Source organism: Achromobacter animicus, from assembly GCF_040775605.1.
Taxonomy (GTDB): Bacteria; Pseudomonadota; Gammaproteobacteria; order Burkholderiales; family Burkholderiaceae_B; genus Achromobacter; species Achromobacter animicus.
The window spans coordinates 3,214,808-3,236,464 of record NZ_JAYGJK010000001.1 but is presented as its reverse complement, the minus strand read 5'-3'; the positions used below and the strand labels follow the sequence as shown (position 1 = coordinate 3,236,464).

Below are 21,657 nucleotides of genomic sequence, written 5' to 3'. Positions count from 1 at the left end.
GACTTTTCGCAAACTCCGTGCGAATACTTCCAACGCTTCCTTGACCATGCCCCCCATTTCCTCTTCCGCCAAGCCCGGACTGCGGCTTGGCGACTTCACCACCGACCGTCGCGTCGTCCTCTTGATGGGCCTTGCCATACCGGTCGGACTGGCCAGTGTCGCCGCCGCCTGGCTTCTCCTTCGCCTCATCGCTCTGTGCACCAATCTGGCCTATCACGGCCTGTTTTCGTTTGCCGACCTGCCCATCACGACGGGGCGGCTCGGACTCGGTTCCGTGTTCATTCCGGTCATCGGCTGCCTCATCATCGGCCTGATGGCGCGCTATGGTTCCGAGAAGATCCGTGGTCACGGAATCCCCGAAGCCATGGAAGCCATCCTGATCGGCAAGAGCCGCATCCAGCCGAAGGTGGCGGTCCTTAAACCCGTGTCGTCGGCGGTGTCCATCGGCACCGGCGGCCCGTTTGGCGCCGAAGGACCGATCATCATGACCGGCGGCGCGATCGGCTCACTGCTCGCGCAGACCATTCACCTGGACGACGGCGAACGCAAGACGCTGCTTGTTGCGGGTGCGGCCGCCGGCATGACCGCGATCTTCGGCACGCCGCTCGCCGCCGTGCTGCTGGCGGTCGAGCTGCTGCTGTTCGAATGGAAGCCCCGCAGCTTCCTGCCCGTGGCCGTGGCGGCGCTGGTGGCGGCCGCAACGCGCGCCTTCATCATGGAGCCCGGCCCGATCTTTTCGTATGCCGGCGCGCTGGCCTTCACGCCGTGGCACCTGGTGGCCTGCGCCGCCGTGGGTGTGCTGGCGGGCTTGGGGTCAGGTGTGCTGACCTCGTTGGTGTACGCAGCCGAAGACCTGTTCGAGAAGCTGCCGATCCACTGGATGTGGTGGCCGGCCATCGGCGGGCTGGCGATCGGCATTGGCGGGTTGATCGAGCCCGCCGCGCTTGGTGTGGGCTATGACAACATCCGGCACATGCTCGCGGGCGATCTGGCTTTTCAGGCCGTGCTGGTGCTGCTGGTGGTCAAGGTCGCCATCTGGTCGATCGCGCTGGGCTCCGGCACGTCCGGCGGCGTGCTGGCGCCGCTGCTGATCTTCGGCGGCGCGATCGGTGCGCTGGCGTCGCCCGTGCTGCCGCAGGCAGATCCCGGCTTTTGGGCGCTGGTGGGCATGGCGGCGATGATGGGCGGCACGATGCGCGCGCCGCTGACCGCCACCCTGTTTGCCGTCGAATTGACCGGCAACATGCACGCGCTGCTGCCGGTGCTGGCAGCCTGCGTGTTTGCGTATGGCGTGACGGTGCTGCTGCTCAAGCGGTCGATTCTGACCGAGAAGATCGCGCGTCGCGGCCACCATATCAGCCGCGAATACCGCGTGGATCCGTTCGATCTGCTGCGCGTGGCCGACGTCATGACCACGCCGGTGCAGACGTTGCCCGACACGATGACGGTGGCGCAGGCCGTCGCGCATTTCACGACCGCGCAGCCGGTGCATACGAGTTATCCGGTGCTGGACGGGCAGGGCGTCGTGGTGGGCGAAGTGACGCGTGCCGACACCCTGGCGTGGGCGCTGCAAGGTGCGCCGGACGAACGGACGCTGGCGCAGGCGCTCGATGGGCGCGAGCTGGTGTACGGGCACGCTGATGAACTGGCCAGTCAGATCGCCGACCGGATGGCGTTGTCCGGGGCGGGGCGCGTGCCTATCCTTGATCGCGATAGCGGCCGCCTTCTGGGCATCGTTGGACGAAAGGATCTGTTCCGGTCCCGCGCGCGGCGGTTGCGCGAGGAAAGCCAACGGGCGGCGTTCTTTCGCCGGGCACAGAAGCCAGTCTGACTAAGTCGCCGCAGCGACTTTGCCGCCCGACGCGCGCAGTTCCCACAGCACGTCCAGCACGTGCTGCGTGGCGGCTTCCACTTGCCCGGCACGATGCGCGATGCCCAGTGGACGCCACAACGCGGGCCGCACCGGCCGCATGATGACGCGGGGATCGGGTTGCGGCGCGGTGGCCTCATGCGGCAGTAGCGTCGCGCCATAACCTGCAGCCACCAAACTCTTGATGGCGTCGTTGTAGTTCAACTGAATGCGCGCGCGAGGGTTGAGTCCAGCGGCCGCGAACCATTCTCCGGTCAGGCGCGACAGCCGCGTGCTGGCGTCATTCAGAATCAGCGGCCGTTCGGCCAGCCACGCGGGCGTGAGGCGCGCTGGCGCTTTCCAGGCCGCAGGTAGAAAGGCCATCACCGGGTCGCGGCGCCACGGACGCAGCACCAGACCGTCGATGGGCGGCTGGGGCAACGCGACCAGTCCCACATCCAGCGTGCCTTCGGCCAACCGCAACAAGGTTTCCTGCGACGTCAGCACCGCGACTTGCACGTCGATGCCGGGGTGATCGCGTCCCAATGTTTCCAGCGCCTGCGGCAGCAGGTGGGCGATGGCCCCGGTTGACGCCCCGAGCCGCACGCGGCCCGCCAGCCCTTGCACTTGCCGCTGCACGTCATCCAGCGCCTGGTCTGCCTCCGCGAGCAAGCGGCGCGCACGTTCCAGCAAGGTTTCTCCGATTGACGTCGGCCGGACCTGGCCGCGTTTCCGGGTGAGGAGCGGGGCGCCGACGCGGGATTCGAGGTCCGATACGTGCAGGCTGACCGTGGGCGGCGCCAGATGCAGGGCGCGCGCGGCGTCGGCGAACGAGCCGAGGTCGGCAATGGCGACCAGGGTGCGCAGACGGTCCAGGCTGATTTCGCGCATGAGAGTTTCCGGGGCTGGGTGTCGGCTTCGGTTGCGGATTCAGGGTCAAATCCGATATCGGCTCAGTTCAGAAATCCTGAACCAAACGATCATGATATTCGACTTTTCTTATCTCGCCCGCAGATCGAAGATAAGGTCCATTCCTGAACGAATCAGGCAACGCCGAACCACCCGGACAGCATCATGACCCAACCACTTGTTTTCATCGACGGCGACCAGGGCACGACCGGTCTGCAGATCCACGAACGGCTCAACGGCCGCAGCGATTTGCAACTGCTGACGCTGCCGGAGTCCGACCGCAAGAACCCGCAGCGCCGCGCTGATGCGATCAATTCCAGCGACATCGCAATCCTCTGCCTGCCCGACGATCCCGCGCGCCAGGCGGCCGCGTCCGTCGTCAATCCCAAGGTGCGCATCATCGACGCCAGCTCCGCGCATCGCACGGACGCGGGCTGGGTGTACGGGTTTCCGGAAATGAGCGCCGGCCAAGCCGAGCGCATCGCCCACGCGCTGCGGGTCAGCAACCCCGGTTGCTACCCCACCGGCGCCATTGCGCTGCTGCGGCCGTTGGTCCAGGCCGGCCTCGTGCTCGCCGACTATCCGGCGGTCATCAACGCGGTGTCCGGCTACTCGGGCGGCGGCCGGGCCAGTGTGGATGCCTATGAAGGCGCGGATGGCCCGCGCGGTCCCGCGTTTCAGGTCTACGGTCTGGGCTTGGGGCACAAGCACACCCCCGAGATCGAGCGGCACGCCGGCCTCACGCAGCGTCCCGTTTTCGTGCCGTCTTATGGCGCTTTCCGCCAGGGCATCGTCCTGACGATTCCGCTGCACCTGCGCCTGCTGCCTGCTGGTGTGGATGCCGAAAAAATGCACGAATGCCTGCAACAGCACTACGCCGGCACGAAGCACGTGCAGGTCGTGCCGCGCGACGAGGCCGCCGCGCACACGAACCTGAATCCCGAGGCGCTGAACGGCACGAACGATCTTCGCTTGGGCGTCTACGGCAATGCGCAGCACGGTCAGGTGCTGCTGACGGCCGTGTTCGACAACCTCGGCAAAGGCGCCTCGGGCGCGGCGGTGCAGAATCTGGATCTGATGCTGGCGGCGATGCGTTGACGCCGATGGCCGCGGGGCCGAGCCATCGGCCGCCGCCCCGGGCACACATCTCTACTTGTCGAGCCAGGGCGCTTCTTTCCAAAGTTGCTGGAACTGCGCTTCGCCCGCCTTCAGCTCTTTCGCATATTCAGCGGGCGGCAAGTAACGCAGCGGCGCGAACATCTCCTGGGCCTTGGCCTGGAATTCCGGATCGTCGACCGTACGCTTGACCGCCGTGACCAGCTTCGTGCGCACGTCGTCCGGCAACCCCTTGGGCGCGGCCAGCCCGCGCAGCGAAGCCAGTTCAAAATTGAAGCCCTGTTCCTTGAACGTGGGCACGTCCGGCAGCGCGGCCGAGCGCGTGTTGCCCATCTGGCCCAGGAAGCGCAGCGGCGTGCCGCCTTTCTGGTATTGAAGCGCCTCGCCCACGTTGATCGCGCCGATCGTGATCTCGCCGCTTGCCAGTGCACCGCGCACCTCGCCTGCGCCCTTGTACGGGATGTGGCTGAGCTTCGTGCCGGACGCCCGCTCGAACCGGAGCATGGCCAGGTGGTCGTCCGACCCCGTGCCCGTGGTGCCGACGGTAACCTTGCCGGGGTTCTTCTTCGCGTAGGCGGACAATTCCGCAAGGTTCTTGACCGGGTTGTCGATCAGGACCGTGAAGGCGCCGGGATCATCGATCAGATTGCCCAGCAGGTCAAAACTCTGCCAGGTGAAGGCGGTCTTGCGTTCGATGGGAATCGTCAACAGGTTGGGCGTGTTGATGAAGCCGATGGTGTAGCCGTCCGGCTGCGCGCGCGCCAGTTCCGCGAAGCCGATTGCACCGCCCGCGCCCGGCCGGTTCAGCACGACGATGCGCGCGTCACCGCCCAGGTGCTTCTGCAGGTAGGGCGCCATCATCCGGGCCACCAGATCGGTGCCGCCACCCGGTCCGTATGACACGATCAGGTTGATCGGTCGGTCCGGATAGCCGGCGGCCTGCACGGCGCCGGAGAACATTGCGGCGCCCGCGAGCAGGGTGGCCAGGGTGCGCAGCGTGCGGCGCTTGTTTTGTTGTTGCATGGTTGTCTCCTCAGGGGTTCTGGCGGTCACCGCGCCGGCCTTTGTATCTGGACCCGCGCGTGTGCCGCGTTGTTATGTCAGCGTGGCGATACGTTTGGCGGCCAGCGGCCACACCTCCGGATTCACAAGTTGCGGCGGCCGCTCGCCGCGCAGCATCGCGGCAAGCTGCGTCGCCGATGAGCGGGCGACGCTGCGGCGCGCCTCATGCGTGACGCCCGCGGTGTGGAAGGTGGCGACCACGTTGTCCAGGGCCAGCAGCGGGGCCGAGCGATCGGGCGGCTCCTGTTCCCAGACGTCGAGCCCCGCGCCTCGCAGATGCCCATTACGCAGCGCGTCATGCAATGCGTCCTCGTCGTGGATGCCGCCGCGCGCCGTCGAAACGAACACTGCGCCGCGCTTCATCGCTGCAAAGGCCTTCGCGCCGATCAGTCCTCGCGTGGATGCGTCCAGCGGGCAATGCAGCGACACGATGTCCGATTGCGCCAGCAACTCGTCCAGCCCGACGGGTTCGGCGCCGCGGCTGCGGATGGTCGCGGCGTCCAGCAACGGATCGTGGGCGATGACGCGCAGGCCGAAGCCTTGCGCGATGCGGGCAACGCTGGTGCCGATCTTGCCGATGCCTACCAGACCGATGACGCCGCCGTGGATTTCATGGCCCATCAGATCTTCGCGGGTGAAACCTGTGTCCCGGCGCAGGCGGTTGTGCGATTCGACAATTCGCCGTTGCACGGCCAGCAGCAGCGCATACGTGTGTTCGGCTACGGATTCCGCGTTGCCGCCGGCCTGATTCACGACCGCGATGCCGGCCGCGGTGCAGGCCGCCACGTCGATGGTGTCGTAACCCGCGCCGCCCGATGACACGCACACCAGATCCGGGCATTGCGCGATCAACTCGGCGTTGACGAACCACCGGCGCGGTAGCTCATCCTTGGCCGCGGACACATGGTAGGCGTGGGCGGTCTTCAGGCCGGCCAGCGTGCGGGCGTCGTCGCCGGTCGCAGGAAGCACCGACAATGCGATTCCGGGCGTGGCGCCGATGATCTCGTCGAACACCGGATTGAGCCAGAGATCCAGCCTGCAAAGGCGTGCCGGGTGGCGGGGCGTAGCGGTCGTCACAGCACGCCTCGCGACTTGAGGGCCGCGTCGACCCAGCTGCGATCCAGCGTGCCGCGCTCGATGTCCTTCAGGACTTGCGCCTCGGCTTGGGCGATGGCGCGAACCCGTTCTGCGATGGCCGGAGCTTCGTCAGGCCGGATGGCCAGCAATCCGTCGGCGTCACCCACCAGCAGGTCGCCGGGCATCACGACCATGCCATCTACGGTGACGGGCACGTTGATGGCGCCGGGGCCGTCCTTGTAAGGACCCCGATGCGCGACGCCGCGGGCATAGACGGGAAAATCGCCCTCGCCGATGGTTTCGCTGTCGCGGATGGCGCCGTCAATCACAAAGCCGCCCAAGCCGCGCTTGGCTGCCCAACCCACCATGATTTCGCCGATGATGGCGTTGCTCATGTCGCCGCCCGCGTCAACCACGATGACATCGCCGGGCTGCGCGGTATCAATGGCCTTGTGCACCATCAGGTTGTCGCCGGGCCGGGTGCGCACCGTGAAGGCGCGGCCCAGGATCCGGCGCGTCCGGTGCATGGGTCGCAAGGACGACGTGCCCGTGCTGCGGCTCATCGCATCGCTGATGTTTGCCACCGCCAGGTCTTGGTAAGCCGCGAGCGTCTCGCGGCTGGGACCGGGCGGGCAGTCGTGCAGGGTGAATCCAAAATCCGGCATGTCGCCTCGTCTCCAGAGTGGTTGTTTGTGGCGACTCTACGCCCGCATATTCCGGAGATAAAGCGAATAATTTGACTGCGGAAACAACGCTTTTTAGAAACGGTGGCTAGTGGGGGCAGCGTGCTTCGCCGTCAGATCATGCCGGCGGGCGCGTGGAAATCCAGGCACGCCTCGGCATGCGCGCGCAGGGTTTCAAGCATTGGCCGGGTATCGTCACGGCGCCATTGGAAGGTGTAGGTGAGGGGGCGCAACGGCGGAAATGCAGGCAGGGGTCGCAAATGGCCCCTTTCGATCAGAATGCCGGCCCACGCTGATGGCAGGAAGCCCACGCCCAGGCCTTGCTGCAACATGGCTGCAATGCCGCCCCAGCCGTTGCAACACTGGTTGCGGCCGGGCGACACGCGCTGCTCGGTGAGCCAGTCATCGAGAATGCGGATGGCGCCCGAGCTTTGCGGGAGCGTGATCAGCGTCAGGCCTGGCAGGTCGGCCGGGGTGACCGCCGCGGGATTCGTCACGGCGCTTGGCGCAGCGACCCATTCGAATTGCGCGCTGCCGATAACGCGGGACGCGATGGCGGGGCGGGACGAAGGGCCGGCGATCACGGCGAAGTCCAGTTCGCCTTCCTCCAGACCGCGCTCGACCAATTCGCCGACGCCCACGAATGGCTCGACGAGCAGGTTGGGGTGGGCCCGCTGGATGACTTCGATCAGCTTGGCCATCCAGGTCAGCGACGTCAGTTCGCCCGCGCCAAACCGGCAGCGGCCCGAGTAGCTGAGGTTGTTGCTGGCCTGCTGCATGAACTGGTCGGCGTTTCGAAGCAGATCCTTGGCGTGCGGCACAAGTTGTTCGCCCAGCGCTGTCAACGTCGCGCTGCGCGCGCTGCGGCTGAAGAGCTCAGCGCCGATCGATGATTCCAGTTCGCCAATGCGCTTGGACAATGACGAAACCGAAATATTCAGGCGATTCGCGGCGATCGCAAAATTCTTGCACGTGGCGGCCCAGTAGAAGGCCTCGAGTTGCTTTAGCGTCATGGGGGGCGGTAGGCTGGACGACATCGAGAGTGAACAAAAGTGTATGAAAGGCGCTCGATAAAGTCACTTTATTCAAACGCCACGCGCGCCTATAGTCCCCGGCGATATCGAAAAAACAATAGACGGCCACTCGCCGCAGTGGCCGCCGGAGGAGCCAGACATGTCCGATCCCCTGCGCCGCATGCTCAGCCTGCACGACTTCGAACCCGCAGCCAAAGCGCTTCTGCCCGCACCCATCTACGCTTATGTGTCGGGCGCTGTCGAAGACGGCCAATCGGAACGCGCCAATCGCGACGCGTTTGCGGAATTTGCTTTCCGGCCGAAGGTGCTGGTGGACGTGTCCGCGCGCAGCACGCGGTGCACGGTGCTCGGCCGCGACTATGCGGCGCCCGTGGGCGTTGCCCCGATGGGCATCTCCGCGATCTCCAGCTATCGCGGCGATGTTGTCCTGGCGCGCGCGGCAGCCGAGGCCGGCGTGCCCTGCATCATGAGCGGCTCGTCGCTCATCCGCCTGGAGACCGTGATGGAAGCGGCGCCCGACACCTGGTTTCAGGCGTATCTTCCCGGCGACGAAGCGCAGATCGCCGCGCTGATCGACCGCGTGGCTGCCGCCGGCGTCAACACGCTGGTGCTGACGGTAGACACGCCCGTCGCCGCCAACCGCGAGAACAATGTGCGGGCCGGCTTCTCCACGCCGCTACGGCCCAGTCTTGGCCTCGCCTGGCAGGGCGTGACGCATCCGCGATGGCTGTTCGGCACGTTCCTGCGAACGCTTGCGCGCCACGGCATGCCGCACTTCGAGAACAACTACGCCACACGCGGCGCGCCCATCATGTCGTCCAGCGTGCTGCGGGACTTCTCCGACCGAGGCCACCTGAACTGGCAGCATGTATCGGCCATCCGCCGTCGCTGGAAAGGGCACATGGTGCTGAAGGGAATTCTTCATCCGGACGACGCGCGCGCCGCGCGCGAGATGGGCATAGACGCGATCATCGTCTCCAACCACGGCGGGCGCCAACTGGACGGTAGTGTGTCGCCCCTGCACGCCTTGCCCGCCATCCTGGATGCCGCGGGTTCCATGGAAGTGATGCTGGACAGCGGCGTGCGTCGAGGCACGGACGTGTTGAAGGCGATGGCCCTGGGCGCGCGCTGCGTGTTCGTCGGCCGTCCGTTCAACTATGCCGCGACTGTGGCCGGTCAACGCGGCGTGGCGCACGCGATAGCACTGATCACGGAAGAAGTTCGGCGCAACATGGGGCTATTGGGGGTGGTTGATTTGAAGGAGTTGGGCGTGGAGTTTCTGCAGCGCGCGGGGGATGGTGTGTCGCGCGGGCGCTGATATGTTGCGCGGGTGCTGATGTGTTGCGCGGGTGCTGATATGTTGCGCGGGTGCTGATGTGTCGCGCGGGCGATGATGTGTCGCGTGGGCGCTGATATGTCGCCCAGGCGTTGATATGTGCGCGAGATCGCCAACAGGTAAATCGCTTGGCGTTGCCTGTTCCGAAATGGGTTTGGCGTACCGCAGCGCGTCCAGCCGATTCGGACACCTGGTCATATAGATTGGGTGGAAGGTGACGCGGGGGGCATTGGGCGGCGATCCTTCTGCGAATAGTGCATTTGACCTAGAATGCCCGCATCACTCTCATGTGCGGCGCCGCCGCCGATGCCGTTTTGCTGCCTCCTACGAAAACAGTTCCACCGGATCCCCGCCTTGCGCGGATATGCACGACCGTCGCGCTAGGGCTGTCGCTATTCATGACGCTGCCGATACTGGCGCACGCGCAGGCGAGGCCAGCAACGGTCACTGATTCCTCCCCGAACACCTTGCAGCCGCTAGGCGGCGATTTCGAATTGGTAGGCGAGCCGGCTTCGACCCTCCACCAGCTCACATTCCGCGACAAGCCATACCGGCCTCTGAACGCGTACAAGTTCGCGCACGTCAGGGCGCTGGGTCCAACCCAAGGCGGCCAGCCGATCCTCCTGGCGGTCTCGAACGATTTCATGGGCGTGGGCACCATCCTGATCGCGGTGCAGAACGACACGCCGCTCGCGCGAGTGCTGAGTCCCTCTGTAGATGCGCGCGACCCGGACCCGGGTCTGGCGCAGCCCGGACGTCAGGACTTGCTGCTGTTCACTGCCGGTTCGCGGGCGCTCGTGACGTCGACGGGAAAGGTGCTGTGGTTTGAACATCTGCAACCCAAGGAGCGCCTGCAGTCGACCCCGCTACTGGTGTCGGTGTCGCCAGACAATCGCCACGGCGCCGTGCTGCTCGACAACGAGATCCGCCTTAGCGTGGCGGACGACGGTCCGTACGCCAGCGTCCCATTGACCAAGGCAATGCAGCGCGATGCTTTCAAAACGGCGTGGGACCAAAGCGCCGCACGTGCGCGCAAGGCGCTCGACGAAGGTAAGCATATCGACAAGCGGCGGCTCTACGACAACCTGAAGGCGGAATGGATCAACCGGAATTTTCGATGGCAAGAAGGGAAGGGCGGCTGGCAATTTAGTGGGCAGGGGTTGAAGCCAGTGCCGTTGCCGGTTCAACCGCGAAAGGAGCAATGAGATGACGCCGATTTCCGCGGTCAGTGGGTTGCGTTGGCTGGCCCTCTCGCTCGTGGTGGCCCTCGCGGGCTGCGCAAGCAACGCCGACGTGTATGAAAAACATGTCCGCACCGAAGAAGCCAATCCGGCGGACGTGGTGATGTCGCTGGACGTGACGTTCGCACGGGCACCGGACTACGAGCCTCGTACGCTGGAGTACGGGTCGACGGTGAAGCGCGTGGAATATTCCGGCTATCCCAGTATCGAGGTTCCGTTCTATCAGAAGGGCGTGGGTTTCGACTTGGGCGTGGTAGGGGATCCGCGGACGTTGCTGGCCTTGCCGTATCCATCGCCTACGACGCGGACCACGTCCGCGCAATTGAAGATCTTTGGTGAGCGCCTGGATGCTACGCAATACCGGTTCGTGGTTTTGCCTAGGGCAGGGTGGAGCAGTATGAACAGCTTCCAGGTGTCGTTCGCGGTCAACGGTCGGCGCGAGGGGATGACGTTTGCTTATAGTGCGAAGAAAGTTTGCGAGAGCCGGTTTGATGTGACTACGCCGACTTATGGGTTTGGTATGTCGGTTGCGGCTACGTTTCCAGGGGGAAAGGCGGGATGCTTGAAGGCATGTGACGCACGACCTGGGTTTCCGGGGCAGTGCGCCTTTTTTTCCGGTATTGAGTAAGGCTTGAACAGGCAGACTAGCCTGTTCGCTTTCCATACACCCGTCGTCTAAAACGGGCCGTGCTTGCAGCAAGCTTATTACTCACCTGACTTGCACGTCGCTCGCGATTCTCTTGGCCGTCAGGATCACGGTCAAGAACTCCCCACGCTTATCGGCCGGAACGCGGTCCATTTTGTCACGCCCAAAGTCGGTGTGTTTCCCCTGCTCGAAACGGGGGTAATACCCCTTCCAAAAATAGCGTGCCTGTGTTCCGCCAGCGAACACCTTTTGAGCCGGCAATCCGGCCACGAAGCGCGTGTCAGCAGCATCCTGCCGCGCGCGCAATGCGACACGTGCTTCGGCCAATTTCCAATGACATAGCCCCCTTCCGTAATACTCTTCGTCAAGCAGCATGTCGGCATATACGATGCCCACGTATTCGGTAGGCGATATGCGGACCATGCGGAATGGTTCGTGGCTGGATATTGTCGGCACGTGACCAGATACGGCGTTCGATGCAGCGCAGCGGGGCGCGTTGCTGACGTCGAACTGTGCGGTACCTTCTACCACGCTAAATGCTGATTTGCCGTCGGCTGCACTCGCGAGGTCCGATGCATTGTCAAGGATCAGCCGTACTTCATACGCGTGCGCAGGAGCGGGGTTCAGCTTGCGCAGCGCTGGCTTGGGCGCCGTGGAGTTAGTGCCAACCTCGGCCTGAGTATCGGCATAGCTCGTCTCGCAATGCACAGCGGCAAGCAGCGTCAAGGCGGGTAATGCGAGGCGCAAGGCCGGCGCCGAGAAAAATCGAAAAGTGTGCGGCAAAGCGACGTTCCCCTTCTAGTTATTGATATTGAAGGCCTATTCAACGACGAGTGAACGAATCATCCGCGATCGCTGCGCCGAAGGCGGGATTATCGCATCGCTGATATGAAGGCGTAGCTGTCTTTAGCTCGTACGGCAATCCTCCTTGCCGAAGTCTGGCGCTCTTGGGGATATTGATGCGTGAATGAGCCTGCAGGGCTGCCAATCGCCCACTCGAAATCGGGTACGCTCCGATGCTGGAAAATTCGGGACAACACGATATGTGGCGCAAGTTAGGCAAGATGTCTCTGCTGGTGGGTTGGGCGCTTTGGTTGGCTGCCATGGCGTGGTTCGCGGTGGGCATGCTGCGGTATGTACCATCCGCGGATGCGACGCTGACGCCGATTGCCCTTACGCCAGGGCAGACGGCACACGCCGAGGTATACCGCATTCGCGAGGCGCCACTATGGATGGAGGCGCGTTTCGGCGGACCGATGGGCAGACAGCAGCGGCCCGAATTGGGAGAATCTAAGACGCGTGTGGGCGAGCCTGATGCGGCGCCGGGCTTCGCAGACCCTGGAGAGCCGGTGCGGATTCGTGTACGAGATGGTAGGGGACTAGACGTAGTAATGGTCGCGGCTGCGCGCAGCAGCGCCAGCTCGACGCATTTCTATCGCAAGCTGTGGCCTGAAAGTCATATAGATGGTGTGCTGCCCGAGACCGTGCCGTCCTTTCCAAAGCTGGCGAAGGGGACTTCGTCGCTTACCTTCACGGTGGAAGAAATCGGGCCGACGCTTTCTGGCGAGCAGATCGAACTGGAAGTCAGCACCCCCATCGGCCTCAAGCGTACCGCGCCCGGCTGGGACGACGTCTCCACCTTCATTTTTTGGCCCTTCATCGCCGCGATCCTGGGCGTTTGGGCACTAGTGTGGGCAGGGCTAACCTGGTGGTATCGTTGCCGGCTCCGCCGGTAGCGCATTGTGCATTGACGCAACGGTCTTCCATATCCACCATCGTTGAAGATCAGCCATTCCACGGGACGGCTGGTGCGTCTTGGAGGCGGCGGCAGTCATTTCCGTATCGTCGTGGGCTGTGACAGCGGGGAGTTGATTCGCAGCCTCGACGGATGGGGTTCGCAGCCTACTCCGTAAGCTTCCGATGCGTTGGTAATGTGCCTCACCCCATGCTGCAATTTCCGCTGCGTGTTGGTATTCACGCCTGGTGTATGAATGACCGCTCCTGGCTGCTAGCCGCCGCCGATGACGGGCGGCGTCCGACCCAAAGGTGACTGTGAGTGCTACGTCCCCAACCCAGTAAGTGGCTCCGCTTAAAGCTCAAACTCAAGGTCACGGCATGCAGCTTAGCCAGCTTGACCAGCGCCTCGTTGGCATGAACGGCATCCAGTATTAATTTGGCCTTGGGCGCCGCTGAGCCCATGCGCTAGCGTTTTTCGACCCCTTTCTCGTCCTGCTATCGCGATGTTCTCGGTCGTCAGAATCGCTTTAAGACTATCGGCGTGCTCAGATTGCCGGCTTACTTCTGTATCCGGCAAGTTTTTGGGTTACATTGAGTTTTATATTGACACAACCGTAGCCCGCAGGTATGCAACCCAAATACGAAGAGAAGACTTTTGAGAGTTACTTTAACTCCGAGCTTGATCAAAGGGCATCCATCTATTTCCCCTTCGGCCAAGTTCAGGAAGGGAGCATTGGGGCAGATTCCGCTGCGCAGTCTGAATGTCGCTGGCTGTGGCAAAAGCTTGGATTTCCGTTCCGGTACAGCCCGAGTTTCTTGGGAGCAGACCTGCGTGCGGTCGCAGATGAAATGGAACAACACCTTCAACACGAGATCAGGAACATTCCGCCGATCAAGGCCAACCTTCTGTTTCAGTACAAGCGTCCCGAGGTAATTACCACTGCGAATGGATCGGAGTGGTCATATTGGCTGCAACGGTATTTCCGCTATGAAATCTATGACGAGCAACAGGCTCTCCTTATGCATTTGCACGCCAAGTTCGGAAGCCAAGCTCTCATCCTTTATGCGTCTCCTGCACTCGTTGATGTTAACGAACTCGTCAGATCAAAATTGGCCAGAACGATTATTGAGGATACGAATTTCTGCTCGGTCACTGCGCTGCAGGGGCATCATCGCAACACTTACATTAAAGCTGGCCTGCACTCCGTCGCATGCAGCAAGCCCGAGCAAATACAGTCGACTGATCTCCTCGCAACCTTAGAGCGGGTAAGGGATAGTCAATCTGGCACAACTAATTTAGAAACTATCCGGTTTTTCTCAAAGGTCGTGCGAGACGTCGCCGCTGAAGATCAGTACCTCGGAAGGTCTTATCTGGCATCTTTACAGCCATTCACCAGGATTGGCCTGGAACAGCACGAGCTCCTTTTCTCGTTCATTTCCATGAAAATTTTCCGGGAGCTTTCAGGTACCCAATGGCTCCTATCAGTCGGAGACTGAGACGTATAACCCCTCCATTGCGCGGAGGGTTTCCGACGTACTTCATATGTCTCCACACTGCCAAGTATGTCAAACGTAGGGCGCCGGTTTTTGGGTACCGCCCCCGTCTGCTCCTTGCAGACAGCCGTCATTGGTTAATGTCCGTTTTGGATGCGAAGTCAAAGGTTGCCGGCACATAAGACGCCGACACCCCACGAGACACCTGGAGACTTTCGTCGTCCTACCAATGGAGGGCAGGTCGCCCCATTCGCCACGGCGGTCCCATTCGGTAGCGAGCCGGGCTTGGGAAATCAACCCCGCCAGCAAATCCCCCCAACAACGCTAAAATACCGCCTCGCGGCATACCGCCCGCTTTCCCGGCTTTCTTCAATCCTGCGCCTCGCGCCCTCACAACGATGAAAAAACTGACTGCTGTACTTCTTGTGTCCGCCACCGCTCTGCTCACGGCCTGCGGTCCCAGCGACAACGCGCCTGCCGCTGGCGCCCAAGCGCCGGCGACGCCCAAGAAGGTCGTCGTTGGCCTGGACGACAATTTCCCGCCCATGGGATTCCGCGACGCTAACAACCAGATCGTCGGTTTTGACATCGACATGGCCAAGGAAGCCAGCAAGCGTCTGGGCATTGAAGTGGAATTCAAGCCGATCGACTGGAGCGCCAAGGAAGCCGAATTGAACGGCAAGCGCGTCGACGTGCTATGGAACGGTCTGACCATTACCGAAGAGCGCAAGAAGAACATCAGCTTCACCGCGCCGTACATGGCCAACCATCAGATCATCATCGTGGGCAACACGTCGCCGGTGAAGGTCAAGAATGATCTGGCTGGCAAGGTCATCGGCGCGCAGGACGGCAGCAGTGCCACCGACGCCATCGCCAAGGACCCGGTTGCCGCGCAGATCAAGGAAGTTAAGAAGTTCGGCGACAACGTGACCGCGCTGATGGATCTGGCTGCTGGCCGTCTGGACGCCATCGTGGTGGACGAAGTGGTTGGCCGTTACCTGATCAGCAAGCGTGCGGGCGAGTATCGCGTGCTGGAAGAGAACTTCGGTACGGAAGATTACGGCGTCGGCGTGCGCAAGGACGACACCGAGTTGCTGGCCAAGCTGGACAAGACGCTGGATTCGATGAAGCAGGACGGCACCGCCGGCCGCATCGCCACCCAGTGGTTCGGCGCCAACATCATCAAGTAAGCGCAAGGGCGCCCGCGGCCTAACCGGCCGGGGCGTCTTTGACGTTGCAGTTCGCAGCCCGCCGCAGCGCCGCAAGGCCAGGCGGGCTTGCCCATGATTCTCTCTTGCCCTCGCGGCGCGAACCCACTGCATGGACTACGTAATCTCCCTTCTGGGGCCCTTGGCGGAAGGCGCGAAAGTGACCTTGACGCTGTTTTTCATCACGCTGGCGCTGGCCGTGCCGCTGGGGCTGGTGCTGGCCCTAGCGCGCATCTCGAAGTGGCCGCTGCTGAGCCGCGCGGTCAATGGCTATATCTGGCTGATGCGCGGCACGCCGTTGATGCTCCAGATGCTGTTCATCTACTTCGCGCTGCCGTTCGTGCCGGTGATCGGCATCCGGCTGCCGGATTTTCCGGCGGCGGTGGTGGCGTTTGCGCTGAACTACGCGGCGTATTTTGCCGAGATTTTCCGTGCCGGTATCCAGTCGGTGGACCGGGGGCAGTACGAGGGCAGCAAGGTGCTGGGCATGACGTACCTGCAGACCCTGCGCCGCATCGTGCTGCCGCAGATGGTGCAGCGCGTGCTGCCGCCCATGAGCAACGAGACCATTACGCTGGTCAAGGACACTTCGCTGATTTACGTGCTGGCGCTGAACGACATCCTGCGTACCGCGCGCGGCATCGTGCAGCGCGATTTCACGACCACGCCGTTCCTCGTCGCCGCGGCCTTCTATCTGTTGATGACGCTGCTCCTGACGTGGTTCTTCCAGCACATGGAAAAGCGCTATGCAAAATATGACCAATAATTCCCCGGCCGGGCTTAGCCAGCGTCCGGTCATGATCGAAGCCCGCAATATCGTCAAATCGTTCGGTTCCAATCGCGTGCTCGACAACGTGTCGCTGAACCTGGAGCAGGGCGAGGTCGTGGCGGTGATCGGCCCGTCGGGGTCGGGTAAGAGCACATTTTTGCGCTGCTTGAATCATCTTGAGACCATCGACGAAGGCAGCATCCAGATCGAAGGCGAGACGATGGCTGCGTCCGTACCGGGTGGCCGCAGCCAGTACGCAAGCGACGGCGACGTGCGGCGCATCTGCCGCAAGATGGGCATGGTGTTTCAGTCGTTCAATCTGTTCCCGCACATGACGGTGCTGCAGAACATCATCGAGGCGCCGATTACCGTGAAGGGCATGTCGCGCGCCGAGATCGTGCCGAAGGCCGAAGAGCTGCTGCGCAAGGTGGGCCTGTCGAACAAGCGCGACAACTATCCGACGCGGCTGTCAGGCGGCCAGAAGCAGCGCGTGGCGATCGCGCGCGCGCTGGCGATGGAGCCGGACATCATGCTGTTTGACGAGCCGACCTCGGCCCTGGACCCGGAGCTGACCGGCGAAGTGCTGCGCACCATGAAGCAGCTGGCTGACGAGCGCATGACGATGCTGGTCGTGACGCACGAAATGGGGTTTGCCCGTGAAGTGGCGCACCGGGTCATTTTCATGGACGACGGCCGCATCGTCGAGGAAGCGCCGTCCGCCGAGTTCTTTGCCGCGCCTCAGCATGCGCGCAGCCGTGAGTTCCTGGCGCATATGCTCTGATCCGAGCCGCCGCCGCATACCGTGAAGCCCGCCTTGCCGCGGGCTTTTCTATATGATGCCTACCCATGCAGTCCGCGCCGATTCCCTCGCAAGTTGTTTCTGACGCGCCGCCGTTGCTCAGGCTTCGAGGCCTGTACAGCGAGCGCCTGGCGCCCGTTAGCCTGGATCTGGCGGCGGGCGAGTGCGCGGCTGTGGTCGGCGCGTCGGGATCGGGCAAGTCGCTGCTGTTGCGGCAGATTGCGGATCTGGACCCCGGACATGGTGAAGCGGAACTCGACGGGCGTCGCCGGTCGGCCATGCGTGGTTTCGAGTGGCGGCGTCTGGTGGTTTATTGCCAGGCCGAGGCCGGATGGTGGGATGACCATGTTTCCGCGCACTACGCGGACCGCGCGGGCGCGATCGCCATCATGGCGCGCCTCGGGCTGGCTGAGGTCAAGTTCGACGCGTTGGTTCATGAACTGTCCACGGGCGAGCGCCAGCGGATGGGCTTGGTGCGCGCGCTGATGCAGAACCCACGCGTGCTGCTGCTGGATGAGCCGACCGCCGCGCTGGATCAGGAGGCGACGGCGTTAGTCGAGGCGGAACTGTCACGCGTCCTGGCTGCCGGCGCTGCCATTCTGCTGGTGACGCATAGCCCGGAACAGGCCGAGCGCCTGGCGCGCCGGCGCTGGCGGATGACGCAAGGCCACATGGAGCCGCTATGGACGTGATCAAGCTGCAGGCGCTGGATCTGGTGATCGCGTCGCTGCTGGTGCTGCTGAGCGCTGGTATTTCCTTCGCACTGCGGTTGAACCTGCAACGGCAGGTGCTCTGGGCGGCGGTGCGCACGGTAGTGCAATTGCTGCTGGTCGGTCAGATCCTGCGCATTGTGTTCGCCCATGCCGCGCCGTGGCTGACGGCGCTGGTGGTGGCGGTGATGATGGCGCTGGCCGCGCGCGAGGTCGCGGCCCGACCCAAGGCGCGTTTGACCGGGCATGGCAATGGTTGGGTCGGGACGTTGGCGGTAGTCAGCACCACGCTCGTCACTGCGATGTTCATTTTGAACACGGCCCTGCGCCCGGACCCGTGGTTTGATCCGCGGTACACGATTGCACTGGTTGGCATCGTGCTGGGCAGCGTCTTGAATGCGGCCAGTCTGGCATTGGACGGAATGCTGTCGGGCGTGCGCCGCGAAAGGCTGGGCATCGAAGCGCGCCTGGCGCTGGGCGCGACCGTGCATCAGGCGTTTTCGGCCTTGCTGCGCGAATCGGTTCGGCGTGGCATCGTGCCCAGCATCAACCAGATGTCGGCGGCCGGGATCATCACGTTGCCGGGCATCATGACCGGGCAGATCATTGCGGGCATGGATCCGGTGGACGCGGCCAAGTATCAGATCTTGTTGATGTTTCTGCTGTGCGGCGCGAGCGGCATGGCGGCGATGGGCGCGGCTTATGGGGCAATGCGCCGTCTGACGGATGAGCGGGGGAGGCTGCGGTTGGACAGGCTGATGTCGGGAGTTGCTGCGAAGCGATAGCAGGGCGTCAGAGGATGGCTTGCAGGCCTTTGTCCGCCAGGATGTTCAGCAGTTTAAGGGCCGGCCCTGTCGGGCGGGTGTCGCCTTGCTCCCACTTTCGGACGGTCGAAGCGCTGGTATGCAGATGCAGGGCGAATACGGGCTGGCTGAACCGTAAATCTTCGCGAAGCCGCTTGATGTCGCCAGGACTAAAACTTCGGACAGGTGCGGGGCAGATGGCGTCAAAGTCTCGCATTGTGACTTTGTCTATCGACCCGGCCCGGTAAAGCGCGGCGAGATCGTCGCGCAAAGATTCAATGAGTTTGGTCACAGCTCACCTCAAGTAACACGCCTGCCTGTAGTGCGCTCAAAAGGGCGGATTCCGTCAAGCCAAGAAAGACCTTGCCGGCGAATTGCAGGGCCTTGTACCCGTAACGGGCATGTTTATGCCGTGTATTTTTTACGCAGGCATTCGCTAAAGCATACGTTTGAAAGAGGCGAAAGAGGCTATCCAGTGGGCCGTAAGTCAGTCGGATTTTGGATAACGGCAGAATGGTGGTCTAGGTGTCTGACACCCTCGGGAGACAGCCGCCAACTTGTAACGGCATCTCATAGGGTGTCAGACACCCATCCGAGGACGCAGGCATCCAGAGAGCGCCCCATAAAAAAAAACCGGCAGCCCCAACGGGACTGCCGGTTTTTCACATGCCCGCCAGCCGGCTAACGCCAGCCAGCAAGGGCAGTGGGCTTAGCCGATCGAGGCCAGCACCTTGTTCAGCGTGGCGCTAGGGCGCATGGCCTGGCTGGCCTTGGCTTCGTTCGGCTGGTAGTAGCCGCCGATGTCCACGGGCTTGCCTTGGGCGGCCTTGAGCTCGTCCAGGATCTTGTTCTCGCCTTCGGAGAACGCAATCGCGGCGGGGGCGAACTGGGCGGCCAGGGCGCGGTCTTCGGTCTGGGCGGCCAGGGCTTGGGCCCAGTACATCGCCAGGTAGAAGTGGCTGCCGCGGTTGTCCAGGCCGCCGACCTTGCGCTCGGGCGACTTGTTTTCGTCCAGGAACTTGGCCGTGGCCTGATCCAGCGTCTTGGCGAGGATCTGGGCGGTGGGGTTCTTGTACGTGCGGCCCAGGTGGTCGAGGGACTCGGCCAGCGCCATGAATTCGCCCAGCGAATCCCAGCGCAGGAAGCCTTCTTCCAGGAACTGTTGCACGTGCTTGGGGGCCGAACCGCCCGCGCCCGTTTCAAACAGGCCGCCGCCGGCGACCAGCGGCACGATCGACAGCATCTTGGCGCTGGTGCCCAGTTCCATGATGGGGAACAGGTCGGTCAGGTAGTCGCGCAGCACGTTGCCGGTGACCGAGATGGTGTCCAGGCCTTCGCGGATGCGCTTGACCGAGAACTTGGTGGCTTCGACGGGGTCGAGGATGCGCAGGTCCAGGCCGCTGGTGTCGTGGTCCTTGAGGTACTGCTTGACCTTGGCGATGACCTGGGCGTCGTGGGCGCGCTTTTCGTCCAGCCAGAAGACGGCGGGCGTCTTGGTGGCGCGGGCGCGGGTGACGGCCAGCTTGACCCAGTCCTGGATCGCGGCGTCCTTGGTCTGGCACATGCGCCAGAGGTCGCCGGCTTCGACGGCCTGTTCCAGCAGCACGGCGCCAGCGGCGTCGGTGACACGCACGGTGCCGGCAGCCGGGATGACGAAGGTCTTGTTGTGCGAACCGTATTCTTCAGCAGCCTGGGCCATCAGGCCGACGTTGGGCACGCTGCCCATCGTGACCGGATTGAAGGCGCCGTTGCGCTTGCAGTCGTCGATGACGGCCTGGTAGACGCCGGCGTAGCTGCGGTCGGGGATGACGGCCTTGGTGTCCTGCAGCTTGCCTTCGGCGTTCCACATCTTGCCGGAGTCGCGGATCATGGCGGGCATGGACGCGTCGACGATGACGTCGCTGGGCACGTGCAGGTTGGTGATGCCCTTGTCGGAATTCACCATGGCCAGTTGCGGCAGCGTCTTGTAGGCGGCGTCGATGTCGGCGGTGATCGCGGCCTGCTGGTCAGCGGGCAGCGACTGGATCTTGGCGTACAGGTCGCCAATGCCGTTGTTGGGGTCGAAACCGGCCTGCTTGAGGGCATCGGCGTGCTTGGCCAGGACGTCCTTGTAGAACACGGAGACCACGTGGCCGAAGATGACGGGGTCGGAGACCTTCATCATGGTGGCCTTCAGGTGGACCGAGAACAGCACGCCGTTGGCGCGCGCGTCGTCGATCTGGGCCTGCAGGAAGGACTTGAGCTTGGCGGTCGACAGCACGGCGGCGTCGATGATCTCGCCGGCCTTGACCGGGGTCTTTTCCTTCAGGACGGTCTTGGTGCCGTCAGCGGCGGTCAGTTCGATCTTGACGTCGCCGGCATCGGCGATGAGAGCCGACTTTTCGGTGCCGTAGAAGTCGCCTTCGCTCATGTGGGCGACGTGCGACTTGGAGTCGGACGTCCAGGCGCCCATCTTGTGCGGGTGCTTGCGGGCGTAGTTCTTGACCGACAGCGGGGCGCGGCGGTCGGAGTTGCCTTCGCGCAGGACCGGGTTGACGGCGCTGCCCTTGACCTTGTCGTAGCGGGCCTTGACGTCGCGCTCGGTGTCGTTGGCGGGGGCGTCCGGGTAGTCCGGCAGCTTGTAGCCCTGGTCTTGCAGTTCCTTGATGGCCGCCTTCAGTTGGGGCATCGAGGCGCTGATGTTGGGCAGCTTGATGATGTTGGCTTCGGGCTTGACCGCGAGGGCGCCCAGCTCAGCCAGGGCGTCGGACAGCTTCTGGCTGTCGTCGAGGTAATCCGGGAACAGGGCGATGATGCGGCCTGCCAGCGAAATGTCGCGGGTCTCGACCGTGATGCCTGCGGGTTTGGCGAATGCCTGGACGATGGGCAGCAGCGAACGGGTTGCCAGTGCCGGAGCTTCGTCGGTGAGGGTATAGATAATCTTCGGAGTAAGAGACATGATCCTTGAATCTGTTCGGCTCAGGCGATTAACGCGCAAACCCGAACATGCTATGCGGCGTACGCCGGTAGATGTTGTCGAGAGTGGGTTCGTATGGCGGGACGCGCAGGCAAGCCGTCCCACCAACATGACTGCCGCCCGTCCTATTGTTTGGCTGGACCGGCCGGCCGATAAATGGGCCGTATCCGGGTCCGCCTTGGAAGGTGCGACCGCCACGAACCTTCCATTGTAATACCGTGCTACGCA

Annotated in this window: 20 protein-coding genes; 12 read left to right on the top strand and 8 right to left on the bottom strand. The window is 63.3% G+C overall.

Annotated elements, in window-relative coordinates:
• Positions 1–46: 46 nt before the first annotated feature.
• Positions 47–1,831: a chloride channel protein gene (locus AB3147_RS14640; protein ID WP_175136415.1), complete on the top strand. Its 1,785-nt coding sequence runs from the start codon at positions 47–49 to the stop codon at positions 1,829–1,831.
• On the opposite strand, the gene AB3147_RS14635 is transcribed toward AB3147_RS14640, so the two are convergent.
• A complete protein-coding gene (locus AB3147_RS14635; RefSeq protein WP_239213760.1) occupies positions 1,832–2,740 on the bottom strand; it encodes a LysR family transcriptional regulator in 909 nt (302 codons plus the stop codon). It lies immediately after the preceding gene.
• Between the two features lie 183 nt (positions 2,741–2,923).
• Here AB3147_RS14635 and argC point away from each other — a divergent pair, with 183 nt between their 5' ends.
• Complete coding sequence (gene argC / locus AB3147_RS14630) at positions 2,924–3,856, top strand: N-acetyl-gamma-glutamyl-phosphate reductase (RefSeq protein WP_367352248.1); 933 nt, start codon at positions 2,924–2,926, stop codon at positions 3,854–3,856.
• A 51-nt stretch (positions 3,857–3,907) separates the two neighbouring features.
• Here the strand turns inward: argC and AB3147_RS14625 are convergent, their stop codons facing one another.
• From AB3147_RS14625 to AB3147_RS14610, 4 genes are all read right to left on the bottom strand, one after another.
• Positions 3,908–4,897: a Bug family tripartite tricarboxylate transporter substrate binding protein gene (locus AB3147_RS14625; RefSeq protein WP_367352247.1), complete on the bottom strand. Its 990-nt coding sequence runs from the start codon at positions 4,895–4,897 to the stop codon at positions 3,908–3,910.
• A 72-nt stretch (positions 4,898–4,969) separates the two neighbouring features.
• Positions 4,970–6,013, bottom strand: a complete 1,044-nt coding sequence (locus AB3147_RS14620; protein ID WP_239213757.1) for a hydroxyacid dehydrogenase — start codon at positions 6,011–6,013, stop codon at positions 4,970–4,972.
• On the bottom strand, positions 6,010–6,678 hold the full coding sequence (locus AB3147_RS14615) for an RraA family protein (RefSeq protein WP_239213756.1): 669 nt from the start codon (positions 6,676–6,678) through the stop codon (positions 6,010–6,012). The genes AB3147_RS14620 and AB3147_RS14615 overlap by 4 nt, the downstream gene beginning before the upstream one ends.
• Before the next feature lie 131 nt (positions 6,679–6,809).
• Positions 6,810–7,709, bottom strand: coding sequence for a LysR family transcriptional regulator (locus AB3147_RS14610; protein ID WP_367352246.1), 900 nt, complete (start codon positions 7,707–7,709; stop codon positions 6,810–6,812).
• A gap of 160 nt (positions 7,710–7,869) precedes the next feature.
• Here AB3147_RS14610 and AB3147_RS14605 point away from each other — a divergent pair, with 160 nt between their 5' ends.
• From AB3147_RS14605 to AB3147_RS14595, 3 genes are all read left to right on the top strand, one after another.
• Positions 7,870–9,048, top strand: a complete 1,179-nt coding sequence (locus AB3147_RS14605) for an alpha-hydroxy acid oxidase (protein WP_367352245.1) — start codon at positions 7,870–7,872, stop codon at positions 9,046–9,048.
• A gap of 416 nt (positions 9,049–9,464) precedes the next feature.
• Positions 9,465–10,271: a hypothetical protein gene (locus tag AB3147_RS14600; RefSeq protein WP_367352244.1), complete on the top strand. Its 807-nt coding sequence runs from the start codon at positions 9,465–9,467 to the stop codon at positions 10,269–10,271.
• 1 nt (position 10,272) lies between these two features.
• Entirely contained in the window at positions 10,273–10,935 is a 663-nt protein-coding gene (locus tag AB3147_RS14595; protein ID WP_367352243.1) for a hypothetical protein, read from the top strand.
• 81 nt (positions 10,936–11,016) lie between these two features.
• Here the strand turns inward: AB3147_RS14595 and AB3147_RS14590 are convergent, their stop codons facing one another.
• Positions 11,017–11,679 (bottom strand): hypothetical protein, encoded by a 663-nt coding sequence (locus AB3147_RS14590; protein ID WP_367352242.1) that lies wholly within the window; start codon positions 11,677–11,679, stop codon positions 11,017–11,019.
• Positions 11,680–11,969: 290 nt separating this feature from the next.
• Between AB3147_RS14590 and AB3147_RS14585 the strand changes: the two genes are divergently transcribed.
• From AB3147_RS14585 to AB3147_RS14555, 7 genes are all read left to right on the top strand, one after another.
• The gene (locus tag AB3147_RS14585; protein ID WP_367352241.1) at positions 11,970–12,689 is read left to right on the top strand and encodes a hypothetical protein; all 720 of its coding nucleotides are present in this window, start codon (positions 11,970–11,972) and stop codon (positions 12,687–12,689) included.
• Positions 12,690–13,317: 628 nt separating this feature from the next.
• A complete protein-coding gene (locus tag AB3147_RS14580) occupies positions 13,318–14,187 on the top strand; it encodes a hypothetical protein (protein ID WP_367352240.1) in 870 nt (289 codons plus the stop codon).
• A 395-nt stretch (positions 14,188–14,582) separates the two neighbouring features.
• A complete protein-coding gene (locus tag AB3147_RS14575) occupies positions 14,583–15,374 on the top strand; it encodes an amino acid ABC transporter substrate-binding protein (protein ID WP_218343999.1) in 792 nt (263 codons plus the stop codon).
• 130 nt (positions 15,375–15,504) lie between these two features.
• Positions 15,505–16,158 carry an amino acid ABC transporter permease gene (locus AB3147_RS14570; RefSeq protein ID WP_367352239.1) on the top strand — a complete coding sequence of 218 codons (654 nt, stop codon included), beginning with the start codon at positions 15,505–15,507 and terminating at the stop codon, positions 16,156–16,158.
• Positions 16,159–16,189: 31 nt separating this feature from the next.
• A complete protein-coding gene (locus AB3147_RS14565; protein WP_175121977.1) occupies positions 16,190–16,942 on the top strand; it encodes an amino acid ABC transporter ATP-binding protein in 753 nt (250 codons plus the stop codon).
• 65 nt (positions 16,943–17,007) lie between these two features.
• Complete coding sequence (locus AB3147_RS14560) at positions 17,008–17,652, top strand: ABC transporter ATP-binding protein (protein WP_367352238.1); 645 nt, start codon at positions 17,008–17,010, stop codon at positions 17,650–17,652.
• Positions 17,643–18,455 carry an ABC transporter permease gene (locus AB3147_RS14555; RefSeq protein WP_367352237.1) on the top strand — a complete coding sequence of 271 codons (813 nt, stop codon included), beginning with the start codon at positions 17,643–17,645 and terminating at the stop codon, positions 18,453–18,455. Before AB3147_RS14560 ends, AB3147_RS14555 begins: the two co-directional genes overlap by 10 nt.
• Positions 18,456–18,462: 7 nt before the next feature.
• On the opposite strand, the gene AB3147_RS14550 is transcribed toward AB3147_RS14555, so the two are convergent.
• On the bottom strand, positions 18,463–18,765 hold the full coding sequence (locus AB3147_RS14550) for a helix-turn-helix domain-containing protein (RefSeq protein ID WP_175121430.1): 303 nt from the start codon (positions 18,763–18,765) through the stop codon (positions 18,463–18,465).
• A gap of 417 nt (positions 18,766–19,182) precedes the next feature.
• A complete protein-coding gene (locus AB3147_RS14540; RefSeq protein WP_175136433.1) occupies positions 19,183–21,411 on the bottom strand; it encodes an NADP-dependent isocitrate dehydrogenase in 2,229 nt (742 codons plus the stop codon).
• Positions 21,412–21,657: the final 246 nt, after the last annotated feature.